Annotated in this window: 22 protein-coding genes and 1 other annotated feature (1 of these 23 only partly in view); of the genes, 12 read left to right on the plus strand and 10 right to left on the minus strand. The window is 55.6% G+C overall.

Annotated elements, in window-relative coordinates:
* Positions 1-96: 96 nt before the first annotated feature.
* Together MTP36_RS08465 and MTP36_RS08470 are read right to left on the minus strand one after the other, a co-directional pair.
* On the minus strand, positions 97-600 hold the full coding sequence (locus tag MTP36_RS08465) for a DUF2812 domain-containing protein (protein WP_249247624.1): 504 nt from the start codon (positions 598-600) through the stop codon (positions 97-99).
* Positions 597-914, minus strand: a complete 318-nt coding sequence (locus MTP36_RS08470; RefSeq protein WP_223474338.1) for a PadR family transcriptional regulator — start codon at positions 912-914, stop codon at positions 597-599. Before MTP36_RS08470 ends, MTP36_RS08465 begins: the two co-directional genes overlap by 4 nt.
* 252 nt (positions 915-1166) lie before the next feature.
* On the opposite strand from MTP36_RS08470, the gene MTP36_RS08475 reads away from it, so the two are divergent.
* The 6 genes from MTP36_RS08475 to MTP36_RS08500 all read left to right on the plus strand — a co-directional run bounded on the left by MTP36_RS08475 (position 1167) and on the right by MTP36_RS08500 (position 8032).
* Positions 1167-2162: a PhoH family protein gene (locus MTP36_RS08475; protein WP_097780335.1), complete on the plus strand. Its 996-nt coding sequence runs from the start codon at positions 1167-1169 to the stop codon at positions 2160-2162.
* 23 nt (positions 2163-2185) lie between these two features.
* On the plus strand, positions 2186-2677 hold the full coding sequence (gene ybeY / locus MTP36_RS08480) for an rRNA maturation RNase YbeY (RefSeq protein ID WP_005925846.1): 492 nt from the start codon (positions 2186-2188) through the stop codon (positions 2675-2677).
* A gap of 47 nt (positions 2678-2724) precedes the next feature.
* Positions 2725-3660 (plus strand): GTPase Era, encoded by a 936-nt coding sequence (era, locus tag MTP36_RS08485; RefSeq protein WP_055184371.1) that lies wholly within the window; start codon positions 2725-2727, stop codon positions 3658-3660.
* A gap of 218 nt (positions 3661-3878) precedes the next feature.
* Positions 3879-4628 carry a DNA repair protein RecO gene (gene recO / locus MTP36_RS08490; RefSeq protein ID WP_249247627.1) on the plus strand — a complete coding sequence of 250 codons (750 nt, stop codon included), beginning with the start codon at positions 3879-3881 and terminating at the stop codon, positions 4626-4628.
* A gap of 15 nt (positions 4629-4643) precedes the next feature.
* Positions 4644-7058 carry an endonuclease MutS2 gene (locus tag MTP36_RS08495; protein ID WP_055184374.1) on the plus strand — a complete coding sequence of 805 codons (2415 nt, stop codon included), beginning with the start codon at positions 4644-4646 and terminating at the stop codon, positions 7056-7058.
* A 221-nt stretch (positions 7059-7279) separates the two neighbouring features.
* Complete coding sequence (locus MTP36_RS08500) at positions 7280-8032, plus strand: N-acetylmuramoyl-L-alanine amidase family protein (protein ID WP_249247629.1); 753 nt, start codon at positions 7280-7282, stop codon at positions 8030-8032.
* Positions 8033-8714: 682 nt separating this feature from the next.
* Here the strand turns inward: MTP36_RS08500 and MTP36_RS08505 are convergent.
* The 7 genes from MTP36_RS08505 to queA all read right to left on the minus strand — a co-directional run bounded on the left by MTP36_RS08505 (position 8715) and on the right by queA (position 15411).
* Positions 8715-9923 (minus strand): tyrosine-type recombinase/integrase, encoded by a 1209-nt coding sequence (locus MTP36_RS08505; protein WP_249247654.1) that lies wholly within the window; start codon positions 9921-9923, stop codon positions 8715-8717.
* Positions 9924-9938: 15 nt separating this feature from the next.
* Entirely contained in the window at positions 9939-11285 is a 1347-nt protein-coding gene (gene radA / locus MTP36_RS08510) for a DNA repair protein RadA (RefSeq protein WP_015538502.1), read from the minus strand.
* Positions 11286-11416: 131 nt separating this feature from the next.
* Positions 11417-12163: a hypothetical protein gene (locus MTP36_RS08515; RefSeq protein ID WP_249247658.1), complete on the minus strand. Its 747-nt coding sequence runs from the start codon at positions 12161-12163 to the stop codon at positions 11417-11419.
* Positions 12164-12204: 41 nt separating this feature from the next.
* Positions 12205-12603, minus strand: coding sequence for a TIGR04086 family membrane protein (locus tag MTP36_RS08520; protein ID WP_249247660.1), 399 nt, complete (start codon positions 12601-12603; stop codon positions 12205-12207).
* Positions 12604-12669: 66 nt separating this feature from the next.
* Positions 12670-12987 carry a preprotein translocase subunit YajC gene (gene yajC / locus MTP36_RS08525; protein WP_005925879.1) on the minus strand — a complete coding sequence of 106 codons (318 nt, stop codon included), beginning with the start codon at positions 12985-12987 and terminating at the stop codon, positions 12670-12672.
* Positions 12988-13060: 73 nt separating this feature from the next.
* Complete coding sequence (tgt, locus tag MTP36_RS08530) at positions 13061-14206, minus strand: tRNA guanosine(34) transglycosylase Tgt (protein ID WP_112090165.1); 1146 nt, start codon at positions 14204-14206, stop codon at positions 13061-13063.
* A gap of 176 nt (positions 14207-14382) precedes the next feature.
* On the minus strand, positions 14383-15411 hold the full coding sequence (queA, locus tag MTP36_RS08535; protein ID WP_249247677.1) for a tRNA preQ1(34) S-adenosylmethionine ribosyltransferase-isomerase QueA: 1029 nt from the start codon (positions 15409-15411) through the stop codon (positions 14383-14385).
* A gap of 165 nt (positions 15412-15576) precedes the next feature.
* Between queA and asd the strand changes: the two genes are divergently transcribed.
* The 6 genes from asd to MTP36_RS08565 all read left to right on the plus strand — a co-directional run bounded on the left by asd (position 15577) and on the right by MTP36_RS08565 (position 20957).
* Positions 15577-16659 carry an aspartate-semialdehyde dehydrogenase gene (asd, locus tag MTP36_RS08540; protein ID WP_097780241.1) on the plus strand — a complete coding sequence of 361 codons (1083 nt, stop codon included), beginning with the start codon at positions 15577-15579 and terminating at the stop codon, positions 16657-16659.
* Positions 16660-16703: 44 nt separating this feature from the next.
* A complete protein-coding gene (dapA, locus tag MTP36_RS08545) occupies positions 16704-17597 on the plus strand; it encodes a 4-hydroxy-tetrahydrodipicolinate synthase (RefSeq protein ID WP_112089891.1) in 894 nt (297 codons plus the stop codon).
* A gap of 72 nt (positions 17598-17669) precedes the next feature.
* Entirely contained in the window at positions 17670-18428 is a 759-nt protein-coding gene (dapB, locus tag MTP36_RS08550; RefSeq protein ID WP_249247689.1) for a 4-hydroxy-tetrahydrodipicolinate reductase, read from the plus strand.
* Between the two features lie 42 nt (positions 18429-18470).
* Positions 18471-19763, plus strand: a complete 1293-nt coding sequence (locus MTP36_RS08555) for a CapA family protein (RefSeq protein WP_249247693.1) — start codon at positions 18471-18473, stop codon at positions 19761-19763.
* 55 nt (positions 19764-19818) lie between these two features.
* On the plus strand, positions 19819-20286 hold the full coding sequence (locus MTP36_RS08560) for an ACT domain-containing protein (protein ID WP_249247719.1): 468 nt from the start codon (positions 19819-19821) through the stop codon (positions 20284-20286).
* A 101-nt stretch (positions 20287-20387) separates the two neighbouring features.
* Positions 20388-20957 (plus strand): PTS sugar transporter subunit IIA, encoded by a 570-nt coding sequence (locus MTP36_RS08565; RefSeq protein ID WP_249247730.1) that lies wholly within the window; start codon positions 20388-20390, stop codon positions 20955-20957.
* Positions 20958-21013: 56 nt separating this feature from the next.
* On the opposite strand, the gene tyrS is transcribed toward MTP36_RS08565, so the two are convergent.
* On the minus strand, positions 21014-22234 hold the full coding sequence (gene tyrS / locus MTP36_RS08570) for a tyrosine--tRNA ligase (protein ID WP_015538493.1): 1221 nt from the start codon (positions 22232-22234) through the stop codon (positions 21014-21016).
* Positions 22235-22298: 64 nt separating this feature from the next.
* Positions 22299-22442: a binding site (T-box leader), on the minus strand (it continues 111 nt past the right edge of the window).

Here is a 22442-nt window from a genome sequence, read left to right on the forward strand (position 1 = left end):
TATTGTATCACGATGGAGATCGGTTTGCCATTGTCTTTTTATCCAAAGATACGCCAGCTTTTTCTCTGTGGTTGTGTCAAAGAAGGGCTTGACAAATCATTCGTGCAAACTGCGTTCCTTTTCCAACGCTGCTTTCATGCCGTGGATACGCCCCAGTGCATAGGAGAGCATTGCTGCGCACAACAGGTTCAGCCAGCCGCAGCGAGCCTGATTCAGAGAGTTCGTTATGCCAAGAATCAGGTTTGCCAGACAGAGCAGGGAAAGCATCCGATTGATGCGGCTCAGATGCGTCAGACGGGAGTCGATATCCGAGAGCAGCTCAAAGCTGCCAAGCTCTGCTTTCCGACGGAAGTACACCCAGTTGACACAGCCACCGATATACTCTGCACCCAGCTCCTTTACAAAGGCGCGGTAATCACTGCTGGGGTTCATCTCCAAGCGGATGATATACTCGCCCGGTTCGCAGCGTACAAAGGTATAAAAGGAAAACCCGGTATTGTCCAGTATCCAGCCCTCCTGTGCCATCTCGTTCAGCCAGCGCTCTTCTTTTTCAAAATCCCACACAAAGAAAAGCTTGAAAACGGTTTTCTTTTCCCTCATAAGGCTTCCTCCTTCAGGATGCTCTCACCATTGGCCACAAGCTGCTGCAAGCGGGCAAGCTCATGCTTTAAAACCTGTACACCTTCTGCGGTGAGCTGGTATTCCTTTTTGCGGCTGCCGCTCTCGGCAGGCAGGGGACGGATCCAGCCTTTTTCGCACAGGGAGGTCAATGCACCATACAGTGTCCCGGCGGCAAGATGGACTCTGCCGCCGGAAAGCTGCTCTGTCTGCTGCATGATACCATAGCCGTGCTGCGGATGGTAAAGAGACAACAGGATGTAATAGGTCGATTCGGTCAATGCAAGGTTTTCCATACTGAAATACTCCATGGATTCTATCGGACGTCTTTATATCGTCAACCGATATATCGCACTTAAAGTATATCGCCTCACGATATACTTTGTCAAGTGCTTTCAGAAAAAAGTCATCAAAATGCTTTAAGACACAGTTCGTATGGAAAAACCGATGGAATGTAGGAAAATATTTTGTGCACTTTTCATAGTTTTCTTCTGAAGATTTTGGTGGTACAATATAGTCATCAAATTCTGCAATTCGGGAGGAGCTCCATGGCGGAAAAGTGTATTGAACTGGATAGTGTAGAGATCGCAGCGGCTGTTTTTGGCAACTGCGACCGGAATATTCGCTTGTTGGAAAAAGAGTTTTCGGTCACCGCTGTCTGCCGCGGTACACAGCTGCGCATTTCCGGCGAGCCTGCCAACGTGGCCGCTGCGAACCGCGCCGTGGAGGGAATGCTGCTTCTGATCGAGAACCGCACCCCGCTGGAGGATCAGACCGTGCACTACTGCATCAGTCTGGCGCACGATGGCGCGGAGAAGCGCGTAAAGGAGCTGACCGAGGATTTTGTTACTGTCACGGTCAAGGGACGCCCGATCCGTCCCAAAACGCTGGGACAGAAGGAATACCTGAGCGCCATCCGTTCCAATGCCATTACCTTCGGTGTCGGCCCGGCGGGTACTGGAAAGACCTATCTGGCCGTAGCCATGGCAGTGAAGGCCTTCAAGGCTAAGGAGGTCTCCCGTATCATCCTGACCCGCCCGGCGGTGGAGGCAGGGGAGAAGCTGGGCTTTCTGCCCGGTGACCTGCAGCAGAAGGTAGACCCCTATCTGCGGCCGCTGTACGACGGCCTGTTTGATATGCTGGGCGCAGAGACCTACGAGCGTCTGGTGGAAAAGCAGATCATCGAGGTGGCGCCGCTAGCCTATATGCGCGGGCGCACACTGGATGATTCCTTTATCATTCTGGACGAGGCGCAGAACACCACCCCGGAGCAGATGAAAATGTTCCTTACCCGTATGGGTGTAGGCTCTAAGGTGGTCGTTACCGGCGATGTGACCCAGATCGATCTGCCGGGCAGCACCCGCAGCGGTCTGGTGGACGCGCTGAAGGTGCTGAAGGATGTGAACGGCATTGCACAGTGCTACTTTACCGATAAGGACGTTGTGCGTCACCGGCTGGTGCAGGAGATCGTAAAGGCTTACGAGCGTGCGGCCCATCCGGCTGCCGAAGCGGAAAATAAAGAAAACAAAAAGAATTTTAAGTAACCCTTTGAAAGGAGTGGACCGATATGTCCAACAAAGTTTTGATCACCAACTCCCAGAAAGCTGTCAAGGTGCCCTCTGGGCTCCGCATCCTCATCCGCCGTGCCTGCAATGCCGTGCTGGAATATGAGCATTTCGACCGCCCCGCCGAGATCAGCGTTACCTTTGTGGACAACGCTGCCATTGCCGAGCTGAATAACCAGTACCGCAACAAGCCCATGCCCACCGATGTGCTGAGCTTTCCTCTGGGCGAGAACGGCAAGTATGATATCGACGAGAATAATGGCTGCATGATGCTGGGCGATATCGTCATCAGCATGGAGCGTGCCATGGAGCAGGCGAATCTGTATGGGCATCCGCTGCAGCGGGAGGTAGCCTTTTTGACCGTCCACTCCATGCTGCATCTGCTGGGCTACGACCACGAAAACGGCGGTCTGGAAGCCATGCGTATGCGCGAAAAGGAAGAGGCTGTGCTGCTGCAGCTGGGTCTGCCCCGCACGGTCAGCTACACGGAATGATATTCCTTCACTGCAACAGAACATAAAAAACAAGACAGGAGTTCACTTTGAGTACTACAACACCCGTTCAGGAGCATTACGACACCTCCTCTGTATTCGTTGCTGTCATCGGACGGCCGAACGTGGGCAAATCCAGCCTGACGAACCTCTTGGTCGGCGAAAAGGTGGCTATCGTCACCTCCAAGCCTCAGACGACCCGCACCCGCATCACCGGCGTGATCACCCGGGGGCCGCTGCAATATGTGCTGCTGGATACCCCCGGTGTGCACAAAGCTCACAATAAGCTGGGCAAACGCATGGATAAGACCGCCAGCGATTCCATTGCGGATGTGGATGTTTCCATGATGCTGTTCGAACCCTACGGTGCACTGAACGAATCCGAGATGGTGCTGGTGGAGGCGCTACAGCGCAGCGGCCCGGCCATTGCGGTCATCAACAAGACCGACCTTGTGAAAGATCCTGCCGACCTGGAAGCCCGCAAGGCAGAGCTGAAGGCGCTGGGTGTATTTGATGCAATCTACACTATCAGTGTGCGCAACAAGGAGGGCAGCGAGGAGCTGTTCGATGCCTTGAGCCGCTATGCCGTGGAAGGCCCCCATTACTTTGATGATGATGCCTATACCGATATGCCGGAAAAAGAGCTGGTGGCCGAGGTCATCCGCGAAAAGGCACTGCTCTTTATGCGGGATGAGATCCCGCACGGCATTGCAGTGGTGGTGGAGCGCTTCAAGGAGCGCCCGGGCACAGACCTGATCGACATTGATGTGAACATCTACTGCGAGCGGGAGAGCCATAAGGGCATGGTCATCGGCAAGGGCGGTGCCATGCTTAAAAAGATTGCCAGTGCTGCCCGCGCCGACTGCGAGGAGTTCCTGGGCTGCCGGGTCAATTTGCAATGCTGGGTCAAGGTAAAATCCGACTGGCGGGACAACGAATTTTTGCTGAATAACTTCGGCTTCAAGCAGAATCCATCCAACCGCTGAGCGCTGCCAAAGCAGGACAGTTTTCCCTTGTATGCTGTGCTAGAATCAGGCTGACACTATAACAAAAGCAGCCTGTGTACAGGAAAGGGAAGGAGTGCTGAAAATGGATGCTGCTGCAAGCTGGCAGGCCTTTGCCTGCACGGGGAATATTCTCCGTTATCTCGATTACAAACAACGGGTGCAGCTGCCCGCCGAGCATCCGGCAGGAGAAACAGACGATGGAACCATTTGTGACCATGGGTCTGGTACTGAAGGAGACCCGTTATAGAGAAGCAGACCGTATTCTGACGATCCTTACCCCGAAACTGGGCGTGATCACGGCAATGGCTGCAAACAGTCTGCGGTTGAAAAGCAAGCTGTTCAGTGCCTGCGGGCTGTTCTGCTATTCAGAGTTTACGCTGGTGCCAGGACGCAATATGTATACCGTGCGAGAAGCCGAGGTGCAGAACGTCTTCCACGGCATTTCCTCTTCCATTGAAGGGGTAAGCCTTGCCATGTATCTGACAGAACTTGCTGCTGCGCTTTCGCCTACCGGCGAGGAAGCGGCCCGGGAATTGCGTCTAGTGCTGAACAGCCTGTATATGATCAGCGAGCACCGCACCGACCTGCGGGTGATCAAGGCAGTATTTGAGCTGCGCACCATGAGCGAGTGCGGCTTTATGCCGCAGCTGGTCTGCTGCCGGGATTGCGGCACCTACGATGAAGGAGATGCCTTTTATCTGGACGCACAGGAAGGGCATCTGCTTTGCGCGTCCTGTGCGGCAAAGGCGGGCAAAAACTGCAATCTGGACAAGGCTGCGTTGTTTGCACTGCGCCACATCTGCTTAGTAGAGGACAAAAAAATATTTGCATTCAAGATCTCTGTGGGCAGTCTGGCAAAGCTTTCCGCAGTGGCTGAAAACTATGCCCTGACGCATCTGGATAAGCCGCTGAAGAGCTATGCCTTTTTGAAAAGTGTGCTGCCCTGACCAAAAAGGAACAGTATGGAAACAAGCTACTTAAAAACATTAGAACTGGATAAGATCATTGCCCGTGCAGCAGAGGGCTGCGTATGCAAGGAAGCCCGTGCCATGCTGCTGGCTATTGAGCCGCAGTGCGACCCGGATGAGGTGCGCTATGCACTGGAGCAGACAGATGCCATCAACACCCTGCTGATCAAAAACGGCTCGCCGCGCTTTGGCGGAGTGGAAGGGGTCAGTCAGCTTGCCGCCCGTGCCGTAAAGGGCGGTGTGCTTTCCATGGGCGAGCTGCTGATGGTGGCCGGTGCGCTGCGCAATTTTCAGCATTTGACCAGCTGGTACGGCTCCTCCGAGCACGACGCGCTGCCGACCGATGACCTGTTTTACGCACTTGCACCGGAACCGGGTCTTGAGCAGCAGATCTCAAGTGCCATTCTGGCACCGGACGCCATGGCGGATACCGCCTCCCGCACGCTGGCAGAACTGCGCAAGAAGATCCGTGCCACCGAAAACAGCATCCGCGACCGGCTGGAAAGCATGGTGCGCAATATGGATACCTCTAAATACTTGCAGGAAAGCGTGGTTTCCATGCGCAACGGCCGGTATGTTGTGCCGGTCAAGAGCGAGTATCGTGGCGAAGTGAGCGGTATCATCCACGATGTATCCTCTACGGGTGCTACGGTGTTTGTAGAGCCGCAGGCTGTGGTGGAGGCGAATGCCCGCATCCTGCAATACCGTGCACAGGAGGCGCAGGAGATCGAGCGCATTCTGGTGGCCTTTACCGCACAGGTGGCCGCTATTGAGCCGCAGTTTCAGTACAGCTACAAGGCAATGCTGGAAATCGATATTCTGCTGGCAAAAGCGCGGCTTGCGCTGGAGCTGAAGGCCTTCAAGCCCGCTGTGCGCACAGATTCTTCTTTTAATCTGATCCGCGCCCGCCACCCACTGATCGATCCGCAAAAGTGCGTTCCTGTGGATATTGCACTGGGCGGAGAATACGATTCTCTTATCATCACTGGCCCGAACACCGGCGGTAAAACAGTTACCCTGAAAACCGCCGGTCTGCTGTGTGCCATGGCGCAGTGCGGCTTTCTGATCCCGGCTGACGAGCGCAGCGAGATCTGCGTATTTGATGAATTTTTGGTGGATATCGGCGACGAACAGAGCATTGAGCAGAGCCTTTCCACCTTCTCCGGACACATGAAAAAAATCACTGGTATTCTGGAACTGGCCATGCCGCACACCCTTGTGCTGCTGGACGAGCTGGGTGCCGGTACCGATCCCGCCGAGGGCGCCGCGCTGGCAGTTGCCATCATTGAGGAGCTGCGACGCCGTGGCGTTCTGCTGATGGCGACCACCCACTATGCAGAGCTGAAGGTCTTTGCATTGGAAACAAAGGGCGTGGTCAATGCCAGCTGCGAGTTTGATTTGGAGACCCTGCGCCCAACCTATAAGCTGAGTGTGGGCGTACCGGGCAAGTCCAACGCTTTCCTGATCAGCGAAAAGCTTGGCATCCCCAGCCGCGTCATTGAGGCTGCCCAGCAGCATCTGTCTGCCGAGGATAAACGTCTGGATGCAGTTCTGGGTCAGCTGGATGATCTGAAACTTCAACTGAAAGAAAGCCAGAACGAGGTGGAGCAGCTACGCAACGAAGCTTCCCATCAGCTGGAAGCCGCCCGCAAAAAGCGGGACGAGCTGATCCAGCAGGGCGAGAATGAATTGGAAGCTGCTCGTGCCAAGGCGCGCACGCTGGCACAGCAGGTGGAAACACAGGCCTATGCGCTGACCGACGAGCTGCGCCAGCTGCAAAAAGATGAGCGCATGAGCGCCCAGCAGAAAGCGCAGCGTGCCCGCGAGATTGCCAAAAAGGAGACCGAAAAGCTGTTTGCCGGTACGGAAGTGGTGCATAACCCCGTTAAGGAGTTTGTGCCACTGAAGGAGGTAAAGGTAGGGCAGGAGGTCTGCATTGCAGAGCTGAACCAGCTGGCCACCGTTCTGGCGCTGCCTGATAAAAACGGCGATGTGCTGGTGCGCGCCGGTATCATTAAGACCAAGGTACCCCTCAAGGGCTTGAAGCAGCCGGAAAAGCTGGTAAAAGAACCCACTGCACCAAAAACCAAGGCGCAGCAGCGGTATTCCCGCCTGACAGGCGATACCAACCGTCCCAACGGCAGGGTAGAGCGCGTACAGCGTACTGCCAAAATGGAGTGCAACCTGCTGGGACTTACGGTGGACGAGGCACTGTCGGAGGTGGATTCCTTTATCGACCGCGCCATCCTGAACGGACAGACGGTGGTCTATCTGATTCACGGCAACGGCACTGGCGCGCTGCGCACCGCCATCCATAAGCATCTGCGCGGCAACCGCATGGTAAAAAGCTTCCGTCTTGGTCGTTACGGCGAAGGTGAGAGCGGCGTGACGGTTGTAGAACTGAAATAACCCAGTAAAGACTGCCTTTTGAAAAATTGGCAGTCTTTTTTTGTTGCAGTACAGGGAAAAGGCGAGTATACTCGTATTATAAATGTAAAACGAACAGGAAGTAAAACTTTATGCCAACCAGTCATCGCAGACCCGCAAATAAGTATAGTAAACGCAAAACACACCGCCGCAAAGCCCAGCGTCGGATTTTGCATGGACTACTGCTTGTTTTTGCGGCATTGATGCTCTGTTTTGGCCTGTTTTTATGGAAGGCGGCGCTGGAACTGAATGCACCCGCAGAACCCGCAGTCTCGGCCGCAGAGGATGATTTTCGTCCTGTGGTGGGCGACCCGCCGTACCGGGTGGCAATAGACGCTGGACATGGCGGCAACGACCCAGGCGCAAGGGGAGTGGTCGAGGAAAAACAGGTCACAGCAGCAACGGCTGCTGCGCTGCTTCAGTGGTTAGAAGAGGATTCTAATTACATTCCGTTGCAGACCCGGGAAAGCTTTGATGAAACCGCGACGCCTGCCCAACGTGCAGCCACCGCCAGTGCCCAAAGCCCACAGCTGCTGCTGTCCATCCACGGCAACTCCGCAGCCAATGGCTCTACGGCATCCGGCTTTGAATGCTATCCGGCAGTGCCCGGGCGCACATGGCATCAGGAGAGCTTTTATTTTGCCCGGCTGCTGGCAGGTGGAATGCAGAGCATCGGCGCAAAGCTGCGCGGACGTGGGGGAGTGCGGTACATTTATTATCTGGAAAACGACCAGAAGCAGCTGGTGGAGAACACCTACACACAGGTGCGGCCTGAGCGCAGCTTTACGCTGCTGGAAGATGTGGATTGTCCGGCAGTGTTGGCAGAGCAGTGCTTTGTAACGAATGCCGAGGATGTAGAGCGCTTCGGCAGTGAGGAAGGTTGCAAAGCTGTGGCACGTATTTATTACGAAGCCATCTGTGCATATTTCGGCACAGAACCGCTGCCGATGAAATGAGCATCGTTTCACCAAAGCAGAAGAAACAATATTACTTTTATAACATGACCTGTAATGCACCAGAACAGCCACCGCAGGTATAAGTCAAACACTTGAACACACTGGTAACGCGTTCAATGGTGCAGAAGCGGGCACATACAAAAAAACAACATCCACAGAAGCTGCTGGAAATCTGACAGAAAGAGAGAAGGGCAGCTTCTCTCTTTTGATTACAGATATTTCGTATAATGCACGTTATGCGAAACTTAGGGAAGTGAAAAAAGCCAACTTCCCGGATTTTTGGCGTTCCAGCCCCAGCTGGCTCATTATTAGGCTTGGTTCAACCGTTCTGCGCATTCTGCACTTTTTTATCATGTTTTAGTCTCACGCTTACAGATTGTTCCTGTGTTATGCGCTGCTGCATCGGTTCGTTTGTAATTCTTTTATTCCAGTAAGCATCTATGCGCCGCTTTATAACATTTCATGCTGCGTTTTATGATTTACAGTTTGCGGCTGTGGTTGCTCATTTGTTTTTATGTAGACATTACTTTGCGCGTTTCTATCAGATCGTTTCTATGGATGCTCCTGTATGTATGGCTGCTGACTGCTTATAATGCAAATTATAAGGACCCATGACGTTATCCGGTCAAGCCGTATCGCGCCATAGGTCCTTGAATCGTCTTATTAGATGTTTTGTGCGGGTTTAAGTATCGCTTGATAAATCGTCGTTTTTCTCATCAGATATTGCCGAAATATCTGCCCGAAAGCCATTCTGTGCAGCGCCCTTAAAGGCAGCCATCGGGCCGGACAGTTCAGAAGCATCCTCTCCCGCCGGGGCATTTTCGGTAGATGTCTCCCCTGCCGCTTCTGTTGTATCCAAGCTTGCTTTTGCGGCTTTTATGGGCAGTACCTTGCCCAGCGGATTTTCTTCAATGGCAGAGCGAACCTGAAATTCTTGTAGATGCGTATAAATTTGCGTTGTTCCGACGCTGCTGTGACCCAGAAGCTGCTTGAGGGTAAGGATATCCACATTGCCGGTTTGATACATCAACGTAGCGGCAGTATGGCGCAGCTTATGGGTGGAAAAGCCCTTCAGTCCGGCGGCCTTCATTGCGCCGGAGATCAGCTGTTCTACCCTGCGGTTCGAGATACGCTCCTTGCGCATCCGCGTAATGAACACGGCTTTTTCCTTGGGTGAAAGCCCTTCCATAGTATTGCGCTTGCGCAGATACAACTGCAACGCCTCCACACAGGCATCGTTCAGGTAGACCATGCGTTCCTTATGGCCTTTGCCGAACAGGCGGATCTGCCGCTGCTCCAAATCAATGTCTCCAAGGTCCATGCCTACCAGCTCTGCAAGGCGCATACCGCAGTTGAGGAACAGCACCACCATGCAATAATCCCGCTCCGGGAAATCGCTCTGGGTCTGGGTGCTCTCCAAAAGCGAGATGGACTGCTCTGCCGTCAGGTACTTGGGCAATACTTTATCCTGCTTGGGCGGACGGATGGCCGCCGTAGGGTCCTCGGATAGGTGGTTGACCTGATTGACCAGATAATCATAAAAGCCGTGCAGGCTGGCCAGCCGCCGGGCGGTAGAGGATTTTTTGTTGCCGCACTCCCGGTTCAAAAAGTACAGATACTCGTAGATATCCTCTTTTGTTATGCTGCCCCAAAAGGCCGTATCCAGCCCTTTGGGGTCGATCTCCTTAAACTCTGCATCTGCGGCCACAAGCCCGCGGCGGCGCTTCATAAAGCGGCTGAAGGAGCGCAGGTCGCAGTAATAACTGAACGCCGTATTGGCACTTTTGCCGGCGATCACTTCAAGATAACGTACATATTCCACAATATCCGGGGCAGCATCCTCAAAGGGCGCGTGCTTGCCGGGATTTCTTTCGTCCAGATAAATCGACATAGGTTCCTCGTTTCATCACAGGCGGTCATTTTTCAGCGCGTTGATGGCATCTGCGATATACGCTGCACCGACCAGCTTCATACCGGGATAATCTGCGGCATTCAGGTGCGCAAGGCTGTGCTTGGGAATGACCGCCCGCTCAAAACCGATACGCTCTGCCTCGTGCAGACGCTGTTCCAAATTGGGCACGCTGCGCACTTCCCCGCCCAGACCTACTTCGCCAATGGCAATAAGCTTATCGCTGACCGGGCGGTCCAGCAGCGAGGAGACCATACTCAGGCAAACGGCAAGGTCGCAGGCGGTATCCCGCAGTGCAATGCCGCCCACAATATTGACGTAAACATCCAGATTGCCAAAGAAGTACCCTGCCCGCTTTTCCAGCACGGCGATCAAAAGATTCATGCGGTTATAGTCGTATCCGCTGCAAGCGCGGCGGGGTGCCGGGAAATTTGTCTTGGTGGCAAGCGCCTGAATCTCGCTCAGAATGGGACGGCTGCCCTCCATGGTGCAGGCCACACAGTTGCCGGAAACCCCCAGCGGACGTCCTTCCAGCAGCATTTGGGAGGGGTTTTCGATCTCGGCAAGTCCTGTGCCGGTCATATCGAACATTCCCAGCTCATTGGTAGAGCCATAACGGTTTTTGGCTGCCCGCAGAATACGGTATGGCAGCATCTTGTCGCCCTCAAAGTAAAGCACCGTATCCACGATATGCTCCATGACCTTGGGGCCTGCAATTGCACCGTCCTTATTCACATGACCCACAATGAACATGGGAATTTCCTGCTTTTTGGCGACTGCCAGCAGCCGCGCGGCACTTTCCTTCACCTGACTGACTGTGCCGGACGAGGACGAGATATCCATGCAGCGCATGGTCTGGATAGAGTCGATGACTACAAGATCCGGCTTTTCCTTTTCGATCAGACCGCAGATCTCATCCACGTCATTTTCCGCCGCCAGAAAAATGTTATCCTGCGGTACCTTCAGCCGCGCTGCACGCAGCTTGACCTGCCGGACAGACTCCTCGCCGGTGATATACAATACGCTGTGCTGGTTGGAGATGGCGCCGCACAGCTGTAACAGCATAGTGGATTTACCCACGCCCGGCTCACCGCTCAAAAGCACCACGCCGCCCAGCACGATGCCGCCGCCCAATACGCGGTCCAGCTCCGAGATACCAGTCAGGATGCGGCTTTTTTCCTCCGTGGTGCTGATCTCTGACAGCCGCCGGGCGGTCAGGGTGGTCACGCCCTCCTGACGAGCCGCAGCAGCCTGCCGGGCAGCAGGAGTCCCCGCCTTGGGTGCCTCGGCTACAACGTCCTCGTTCATGGTATTCCAGCTGCCGCAGCTGGGGCAGCGCCCCATCCAGCGGGGGCTTGTCTCTCCGCAATTGGAGCATACATAGACGGATTTCAATTTCATGTCTGTCCCTCATTTATTATGGTCTTTTGTTATTGTAACACACTGTGCCAAAACCCGCAAGAAAAGGATGCCGTTCACAGGCGGCTGCCCAGATACGAAAGCCCTGCCGCCGCACCGCACAGCGGCAGCAGCACCACCATAGTCAGCAGATATTGTCCCAGCAGTGCCTGTACCCCGGGGCGGGCTTGTCCGCCGGGATGCCTGCGAAAAGAATAGGCGTGAATCCGGCTGCTGACCTGCAAAGCACAGGCTCCGAAAAAGCACAGACAGCCGCTTGCTGCTGCCGCCGGCAAGCCTGTCCACAGCAGCGCCAGAAGTACCGTTTTCCATCCGCCTGCGGCGCAAAGCTGTACCATAAGCAACCCGCTGCCCAAACCGTACAACATCATGCTCCCAAAGATCATCACTGGCCCAAGGGCAGACAGCCCCAATACCAGAAACAGGCTGACCACAAGGCCGAGAGCCAGATATTCCATGCCGAAAAGCTGTACGGTACCCTGCAAGCTGCCCGGTGCAAACAGCCCTTGCCATGCCTCCAGATAATACTGCAGCAGTTCTGCCTGCCGGGCATCGCATACGGCCTGCAATACACCGGCTGCCGTGCACCCCAGCAGAAAGGCCGCAGCCAGCAGCCAGCAATCCCGGGTGGCGTGCCGCTTTGACGGGATGCAGGGTTCTTTTTGCGGCAATTTCTCTACGGTTTCTGGTGCAGTTTCCGGTACAGTCGGCAGAGTGGGCTTCGCTTTCTGCACTGGCAGGCTGACCGTCTGCGGCAGCAAAGACAAGGCTTTTTCCGGTTTAGTTTGTTCATAGATCCACATACGCTGTTTTCCCCTCTGATGTATTCGATTTGCCAGATTGATCAACGAAGTGCATGCCTGCGGCTGCGCAGGGTGACGCCAAACAGCCCGCCAATGCAGCCGCAGAGCAGCACCGCCAGAATGCGGCACACCACAGCAGACTCGGCGGCTGTGCCGTTCCATACAGCAGAAAGCACCAGCGGCACTGCCAGAAAGGTACTTTGAAGCAGTCCTGTCAACAGACCGCGCGCCTTTTTTCGGAACGCTGCCGCCAGTGCACACAGCAAACTGCCCATGCATACGGCTGTTGTGGCAAGTATCGGCACTACGCTGCCGGAGCAGCCCTGCCCGGCCATCAGCTGCGCAAAACCGGCCAAAGCTGCCGCTGTTACAGCTACCCCCAACACCCCGAAAAGCAGAAACGAAAGAAGTTCCGCCGGGAAACCTCGAGATTCAGACATAACAAAACCGCCTCCCTGCACATAGTCTATGCAGGGAGGCGGTTCATGTATGCACGGTGTAAACGCTTACTTCTTGTCGGCAGGAGCCTTGTCCATGTTCAGCTTTTCGACCGAAGAGATAGCAGACTTGGTGAAGCGGATCTTCACGCGGTCAGCGCCGGTCTCCAGAACAAAAGTGTCGTCCTTGATGGCGACAACGCGGCCAATGACACCGCCGATGGTGGTGACCTGATCGCCGATCTCCAGACTGCTGCGCATAGCGGCATCCTTCTTTTCCTGCTTCTTCTGGGGACGGTAAATCATGAAGTACAGCAGGACCAGCATCAGTGCCAGCGTGAAGAACAGGCTGATATAGCCTTCGGACGTGGTAGTCAGAAATTGCATGGGCAAAATCTCCTCTCAAAAATTCAGATAATGCTATTATACCCTCTTATCAGCCTTGTTGCAAGGCTAAAGTTTAAATTCTGGTATCCAGAAGCTTCACATATCTGTCGTGGAAGGCGGTAAAGGTACCGGCATCCAGCTCATCCCGGATGCGTTCCATCAGGTGATTGTAGAACCACAGATTGTGCATCACAGTCAGGCGCATACCCAACATCTCGTCTGCCTTGAGCAGGTGCCGGATGTAGGCGCGGGAATAGTTGCGGCACACCGGGCAGCCGCAGGCGGGGTCAATGGGACGCTCGTCCCGCTCATATTTGGCATTTTTGATGTTGATGATGCCGCTCCATGTATTCAGATGGCCGTGGCGGGCATTGCGGCTGGGCATAACGCAGTCAAACAAATCCACACCACGGGCTACGGCCTCGATGATGTTGCCGGGGGTGCCGACGCCCATCAGATAGCGGATCTTGTCCTTGGGCATATACGGCTCCACCTGACTGATCATCTCATACATCACTTCGGTGGGCTCGCCTACAGCCAGACCGCCAATGGCGTAGCCGTCCAGTTCCAACTCGGCGATCTGCTTCATGTGCTCCACGCGCAGGTCTGCATAGGTACAGCCCTGATTGATGCCGAACAAAAGCTGATCCGGGTTGACCGAGATACCCTCGTGCTTCAGGCGTGCCATCTCAGCCTTGCAGCGCTTCAGCCAGCGGGTGGTGCGCTCGCAGCTGTCCTTGGAGTAATCGTGCTGGGCAGGGTTCTCCACACATTCATCAAAGGCCATGGCAATGGTAGAGCCCAAATTGGCCTGGATCTGCATGCTCTCCTCCGGACCCATGAAGATGCGGTGACCGTCCAGATGGGAGGCAAAGGTCACGCCCTCCTCAGTGATCTTGCGCAGCTTTGCCAGACTGAACACCTGAAATCCGCCGCTGTCGGTCAGGATAGGCCCATTCCAGCGGGTAAACTTGTGCAGACCGCCCATATCCGCTACCAGCTTATCGCCGGGACGCAGATGCAGGTGGTAGGTGTTGCACAGCATAACCTGCGCGCCAATATCCTTCAGATCCTGCGCCGACAGGCCGCCCTTGATGGCACCGGCGGTGGCAACGTTCTGGAAGGCAGGGGTCTGCACCGTACCGTGCACGGTTTTAAACTCGCCCCGCCGGGCGTTGTGTTCCTGCTTGAGCAGGGTGTAGGTCGTCAAAGAAGGCATGGTCTTTTTCCTTTCTGCGCACGGAAAACAGCCGTGCAGCCTCGATGCAGGCCGCAAGCCTGCAAGTTATCAGAATGATCACAGCAGCGGTCTGCCGTAATTGTAAAGGGAGCGGCGGATGCAGATCGCATCCTTACCTTTCACATATAAATATCGCAAAAAACGCGAATTTTGTATCAGACTATCAGCATAGCATCGCCAAAAGAGAAGAAGCGGTACTTCTCTGTCACGGCTACCTCATAGGCGTGCATAGTCTTTTCGTAGCCGTACAGAGCGGACACCAGCATGATCAGGGTGCTCTCCGGCAGATGGAAGTTGGTGATCAGACCGTCGATGCAGTTGAACTTCACCCCCGGGTACAGGAAGATGGAGGTGTTGCCGCTGCAAGCTTTGATCTCGCCATACTTGGCAGCGGCAGCCTCCAGCGTGCGGCAGCTGGTAGTGCCCACGGCGATGACCCGGTGGCCTGCGACCTTGGTCTCGCGGATGCGGCGGGCGGTCTCCTCGCTGATGGAGTACCACTCGCTGTGCATCTTGTGGTCGCTGATCTCGTCCTCCTGCACAGGGCGGAAGGTGCCCAGACCAACGTGCAGTGTGACCTCGGCAATGCCGACGCCCATAGCGCGGAGGGTGTCCATCAGCTCCGGGGTAAAGTGCAGCCCGGCGGTGGGAGCAGCCGCGCTGCCCAGCTCCTTGGCGTAGACGGTCTGATACTGGCTCTGATCCTCCAGCTGCTTTGTGATGTAGGGCGGCAGCGGCATCTTGCCAAATTCATCCAGCTTTTCATAAAGCGTTTCGGTATCATAATAGAATGTAACGTACTTGTTGCCGTCCTCCATGGTCTCGTCCACCACAGCGGTCAGACTGCCGTCGCCAAAGCTCACCTTTGTGCCGGACTGCATCCGCTTGCCGGGCTTTGCCAGGCACTCCCACTGGTCGCCCTTCACCTGCCGCAGCAGCAACAGCTCACACACGGCACCGGTAGGCTGCTTGACGCCCACGATGCGGGCGGGCAGCACCTTGGAATTGTTTACCACCAAAAGATCCCCCGGCTCCAGAAATTCCGGCAGGTCGCGGAACACCTTGTGCTGGATGCTGTCGTCCTTTTGGCTTAAAACCATCAGCCGCGCCGCATCCCGCGGGGCTGCGGGCTCCTGTGCAATGAGCTCTTTGGGTAAATCATACCAAAAATCTTTTTTTAACATAGTGTGCATTTGCCTTTCCGATGATTGACACGGACAACGTATCAATGATATCATAGAATCTGTATAAACAGTATCTATTATATTGCATCGCTGTCCGGTTTGCAAGCCGTGTTCTTCGCAATACTAAGATTTGCTGTTTGTTTTTTGAAAGGAAAGGTGCTGGAAATGGAAAGACAGTATAAAGTGGGTATCGTAGGCGCAACTGGCATGGTGGGTCAGCGTTTTGTGACTCTGCTGGAAAATCATCCCTGGTTCAAGCTGACCGTACTGGCCGCATCCGGTCGCAGTGCGGGCAAGAGCTATGAGGATGCAGTAGGATCCCGCTGGGCCATGACCACTCCCATGCCGGAGAGCGTGAAGAAGATGACCGTTCTGGACGCTTCCAAGGTGGAGGAAGTGGCTTCACAGGTGGATTTTGTTTTCTGCGCTGTCAATATGCCCAAGGACGAGATCAAGGCACTGGAGGAAGCATACGCCAAGGCTGAGTGCCCGGTGGTCTCCAACAACAGTGCCCATCGTTTCACCCCGGATGTTCCCATGGTGGTGCCCGAGATCAACGCCGACCATATCGAGATCATTCCCGCCCAGCGCAAGCGTCTGGGTACCAAGCGCGGCTTCATCGCGGTCAAGTCCAATTGCAGCCTGCAGAGCTATGTACCCGCTCTGCATCCCCTGATGAAGGACTTTGGCGTGAGCAAGGCGCTGGTGTGCACCTATCAGGCCATTTCCGGCGCAGGCAAGACCTTTGACCGGATGCCTGAGATCGTGGACAACGTGATCCCCTACATCGGCGGCGAGGAGGAAAAGAGCGAGCGCGAGCCACTGAAGCTGTGGGGCCACATCGAGGGTGACCAGATCGTCAATGCCGAGAAGCCGGTCATCACTGCACAGTGCTTCCGCGTGCCTGTTTCGGACGGCCACACTGCAGCCGTGTTTGTAAGCTTTGACAAAAAGCCCACCAAGGAGCAGATGCTGGAAGCATGGGCAAACTTCCGCGGTCCCGCACAGGAGCTGAACCTGCCCAGTGCACCCAAGCAGTTCCTGCACTACTTTACTGAGCCCGATCGTCCGCAGCCCAAGCTGGACCGCAACACTGAGAACGGCATGGCTGTGTGCATCGGCCGTCTGCGGGAGGATACCCTGTTTGACTACAAGTTTGCCTGCATGAGCCACAACACCCTGCGCGGTGCTGCCGGCGGTGCTGTGCTGCTGGCCGAGCTGCTGGCAGCAAAGGGCTATATGGACTAATGCCTGAATTTTTGCGCGATACACGCAGCAAAGGAGTTTTTACTATGAAGAAGCCTGTCTTTACCGGTGCGGGTGTTGCCATCATCACCCCGATGTACGAGGACGGAAGCATCAACTTTGACGAGCTGGGCCGCATTATCGAGGATCAGATCGCCCGCCACACTGATGCCATCATCATCTGCGGCACCACCGGCGAGTGCTCTACCATGACCGATGAGGAGCAGCTGGCCGCCATCAAGTTCGCCGTGGATACGGTCAATCACCGCGTACCGGTCATTGCCGGTGCCGGTTCGAACGATACCGACCACGGCTGCGCACTGGCAGCAAAGTCTGCTGCCTGCGGTGCCGATGCCCTGCTGATGGTCACCCCCTACTACAACAAGACCTCGCAGGCCGGTCTGGTGGCGCACTTTACCGCCATGGCTGAGGCCGGCGGCATCCCGGTCATCCTGTACAATGTGCCCTCCCGCACGGGTCTGAACATTGCACCCGAGACCGCTCTGGAGCTGAGCAAGCACCCGCTCATCAACGGCATCAAGGAGGCCTCCGGCAACATCTCTCAGGTGGCCAAGGTGGCTGCACTGTGCGGTGATGCGCTGAATATCTACTCCGGCAATGACGATCAGGTGGTTCCCCTGCTGGCACTGGGCGGCAAGGGCGTTATCAGCGTGGTGTCCAATGTTGCGCCGGAGCTGGTGCATAACTGCTGCCAGGCTTTCTTTGACGGCGACACCGCCAAGGCCTGCGCTTTGCAGCTGGAAATGCTGCCGCTGGAGGAGGCTCTGTTCTGCGAGGTGAACCCCATTCCGGTCAAGTACGCCATGAACGTGCTGGGCTGGAACGCAGGCGAATGCCGTCTGCCGCTGGTAGAACCCAGCGATGCCCACAAGGCAAAGATCGAGCAGGCTTTGCAGGCTGCTGGTCTGATCAAGGAATAAAAAGCGTACAGAATGCCCGGGAATTTTCAGCTTCCGGGCATTCTGCCATATTATAGAAACGAGGAAACAACAATGACAGAGATCGTGATTCAAGGCATTGGCGGCCGCATGGGCCATGTGCTGTGCGATATGATCGCACAGCGGGAGGACTGCCGTGTGGTGGCCGGTATCGATATGAAGGACGGTGAACAGAACGGTATCCCGGTCTACGACAGTCTGGAAAAGCTGAACGGCAAAGGCGATGTGATCATCGACTTCAGTTCTCCTGCTGCGGTGGAAAAGGCACTGCCCTACTGCCAGACCCACAAGCTGCCCATCGTAGTGTGCACCACCGGCCTTTCAGAGGAGTTGCAGCTGAAGGTAGTACAGCTGTCCCGCAGCGTTCCGGTGTTCAAGAGCGCCAATATGTCCATGGGCATCAACGTGCTGGCTGAGCTGTGCAAGCGTGCCTCTGCCGTGCTGGGCATCAACTATGATATCGAGATCGTGGAGCAGCATCACCACAACAAGCTGGATGCTCCCAGCGGAACGGCGCTGATGCTGGCTGATGCCATCAACGAGGAAAATGACGGCGCGTATCATTATGTGTACGACCGCTCCTCCGTGCGCCAGAAGCGCGACCCGAAGGAGATCGGCATCAGCTCTGTGCGCGGCGGCAGCATCGTGGGCGACCACGAGGTGCTGTTCTGCGGCCCGGACGAGGTAATCACCCTGCGGCACACCGCCTACTCCCGCAGCATCTTTGCCAACGGCGCAGTGAATGCTGCGGTCTATCTGGCAAAGAAGGAGCCGGGCCTGTATGATATGGGCGACCTGATCGCCGCCCTCTGAGAAATAAACTGCCCCGGCATACGCCGGGAGAAAAGGTGAACGATGAAGCAGGAGCCTTTAAAGCGGCGGCGTCCGGCTGCCCGTAAGCGTGGTCGAAAGCAAACGCTCCGGGCGGTGGTGCTGTCGGTTCTGACCGTAAGCGTGATCACTTTGTGTCTGGGAATCTGGACAAGACTGCCGGGAGAAGATGTACCGGTGGGTGGTATCGAGCCGCCGGAGGATGCGCTATCCCCTGTTTCATCCGTTGTGACCCCGGAGCCGGAGCCTGAACCGCAGCCTGTGGTGGAAACGATCAGGTTTTCTGCAACAGGAGACAACCTGATCCATGCTCCTATCTATAAACAGGCCGCCCGCCGAGCAGGCGAAGATGGAACGTACAGCTTTGATTACTGCTATGAACATATTGCGCCTTTCTATGCCGAGCAGGATGTGAACTGGATCAATCAGGAGACCCTTTGCAGCGACACCCTTGCACCCTCCACCTACCCATGCTTTTCCACCCCAGGTGACTGTGCGCGGGCACTGTACCGCGCCGGGGTGCGGGTGTTCAGCCTGTCCAACAACCACACCTACGATAAGGGCGCGTCCGGCATTGCGGCTACACTGCAATTCTGGGAGTCCATGCCGGAGGATGTGGTCACCACCGGTCTGTGGCGCGGCGAAGAGGATTACGACCGCATCCCGCTGCAAACCGTCAACGGTGTGACCATCGCCTATCTCTCCTATACCGAACACACCAACGGCATCCGCCAGAACAAGAATATGACAGCCAATGTCATCTACACCAGCCAGACTGATGTGATCGAGCGGCAGGTGCGCTTGGCACGCCAGCAGGCGGATTTTGTGGTGGTTGGGGTGCACTGGGGCGTAGAGGACAGCCACGCCATCGTGGACAGCCAACGCACACTGGCGCAGAATCTGGCAGACTGGGGTGCAGATGTCATTGTGGGCACCCACCCCCATGTATTGCAGGATGCCCAGTGGCTGACCGCAGCGGACGGACGGCGAAGTTTTGTCGCCTTCTCGCTTGGGAACTTTCTCAGCACCCAGAACCGACCGGATCAGCTGGTGGGTGCCATCCTGACCTTGCAGCTGCAAAAGACCACCCAGCCAAACGGCTCAGTACAGTGTGAAGTACTTGCGCCGCAGCTGCACCCCACCGTGACCCATTACGATGCCGGAAAATCCAATGTGCGCACCTATTTTTTAAGCGATTACACGCAGGAATTGGCGGCAGCGCATGGTGTGCGGGCAAATTATTCTGATTTCAGCCTTGACAGGATACAAAAAATCGCGCAAAATAATATCAGCACATCCTTTTTAGCACTTACATAAAAATGTGAAATGATTGAGCGTTGTCCGGCAACCCGGGCAGAACGGAGGACTTTTTATGTACGGAGTATCGAAGATCAATATCGAGACCGACCTGATGATGATCAGCGTGCAGGACGTGGCGTTCCGGGGCAACAGCCTGTCCCGGTATCTGGATATCTTTGCAGAAACCGGCGTGGTGGTGGATATGATCAGCCAGAGCGCTCCCCACGGCACTACCATTGATTTCAGCTTTACCGCATCCAGCAGCGATCTTCCGCTGGTGATGAAAGCAATCTCGGCGGCAAATCTGGACAAGGACGCCAAGGCTTCTCCCCTGATCAGTGTGGGCTATTCCAAGCTGAATCTGTTCGGCGAGGATATGGTCACCAGCTGCGGTGTGGCTGCGCGGGCGCTGAATGCGCTGGCTATAGCCGGTATCGAGGTGCTGCTGATCACCACCAGTGATCTGGATATCTCTCTGCTCGTCCACGCTGAAAACGAGGACGCCGCTTATGAGGCACTGAAAAAAGCATACGAGCTGTAACAGTAATCAACCGGGGCCGAAGGGGCAGTTTCCCTTTCGGCCCTGTTTTTGCAGAATGCGCAGAAACAGGCAAAATTCCCTGCTGAAAGAAGGAAACCGGAATGAAAGACCCCGCAACTCTTGTACATAGCGTCCGGCAGCGGCTGCTGGCACATTTTGAGAAAAGCGCGCCGTTTGCCCCGGAAGCCCCTGCAACGGAAGCTGCGCCTGCGGACAGCGGGCAGTTGCTCTATGCGCCGGTCACCGGACGCATCCGGGCACTGACCCGGATCAAGGACCCGGTGTTCTCCAGCGAGGTGTTGGGCAAGGGCTGCGCCATCGAGCCAAGCTGCGGCGAGGTGGTAGCACCCGCAGACGGCATCGTGAAAAAGATCGCCAAGACTCACCACGCTATCAGCCTGCTGTGCGACAACGGGTTGGAGGTACTGATTCATGTTGGCATGGACACCGTGGAGCTGAAGGGCAAAGGCTATGAGCTATTTGTACAGGCTGGCGATCATGTGCAGAAGGGACAGCTGCTTTTCCGGTTCGATCTGCAAGCCATCGCAGCGGCAGGCTACACGCTGACTACTCCGGTGATCGTGACCAACAGCAACCGGTTTGCACGGATAGAGCCTTTGCTCTCCGGTCGGGTAACTGCAGGGCAGCAGCTGCTGCGCGTCAAAATGTAAAAAATGGGCCAGAAACGTCTGTGGACGTTTCTGGCCCATAAATTTTATAATGCTTTTTACAGCGTGACCTTGTGGTAAATCTTTTTGCCCTTCTTGATAACGATACCCTTGGCCAGCTGCTCTGCGGTAAAGCTGACGGTAGGAGCGGCGACCTTTTCGCCGTCTGCCAGCACACCGCCCTGCACCACCAGACGGCGAGCCTCGCCGTTGGAGGCAGCCAAGCCGGCCTTGACCATCAGGGTCAGGATGCCGATAGCACCGTCCGTCAGGTCAGCCTCGGTCAGCTGGGTGCTGGGCATGTGCTCGGTATCCATTGCGTTGCCGCTGAACAGTGCACGGGCAGCATTCTGAGCCTTTTCGGCCTCTTCCTTGCCATGCACCATGCTGGTCATCTCGTAGGCAAGGATCTCCTTGGCCTCGTTCAGGCGCTGATCCTGCCAAGTGCTCATCTCGTCGATCTGCTCCAGCGGCAGGAAGGTGAGCATACGGATGCACTTCATCACATCGGCATCGCCCACATTGCGCCAGTACTGGTAGAACTCGAAAGGACTGGTCTTGTTGGGGTCCAGCCAGACAGCGTTGCCGGCGGTCTTGCCCATCTTCTTGCCCTGAGAGTCGGTCAGCAAGGTCACGGTCATGGCGTAGGCATCCTTGCCCAGCTTGCGGCGGATCAGCTCAGTGCCGCCCAGCATATTACTCCACTGGTCATCGCCGCCGAACTGCATATTGCAGCCGTAGTGCTGGAACATATAGTAGAAGTCGTAGCTCTGCATGATCATGTAGTTGAACTCTAAGAAGGACAGACCCTTCTCCATGCGCTGCTTGTAGCATTCGGCGCGCAGCATATTGTTCACGGAGAAGCAGGCGCCCACCTCGCGTAGCAGCTCAACATAGTTCAGGTCCAACAGCCAGTCGGCGTTGTTCAGCATCAGCGCCTTGCCCTCGGAGAAATCAATAAACTTCTCCATCTGCTTTTTAAAGCAGGCTGCATTGTGGGCGATATCGTCCTTGGTCAGCATCTTACGCATATCGGTGCGGCCGGAGGGGTCACCGATCATGGTAGTGCCGCCGCCGATCAGAGCGATGGGCTTGTTGCCTGCCAGCTGCAGGCGCTTCATCAGGGTCAGCGCCAGAAAATGGCCGGCGGTCAGGCTGTCGGCAGTGCAGTCAAAGCCAATGTAAAAGGTAGCCTTGCCGTTGTTGATCAGGTCGATGATCTCCTCATCGGTAATCTGAGCTACCAGACCGCGGGCTTTCAGTTCTTCGTACAGCGTCATGGGAAAAACCTCCTGTTTTGGGGGCAGAGGAAACAAAAAACGCCCTCTGCCAAAATTGAATTTGGCAGAGGGCGAGATAACTTCGCGGTACCACCTCTGTTTGCCGTTTCCTCACGGAAGCGGCCTTACGAGTGCACACCCCAGAGTAGAGTGACACTCCTGCGTCTTTAACGCTCGCACGCGGCACAGCCTACTAGCCTTACGCATT

It is taken from the genome of Faecalibacterium sp. I4-1-79, from assembly GCF_023347235.1.
Lineage (GTDB): Bacteria > Bacillota > Clostridia > Oscillospirales > Ruminococcaceae > Faecalibacterium > Faecalibacterium tardum.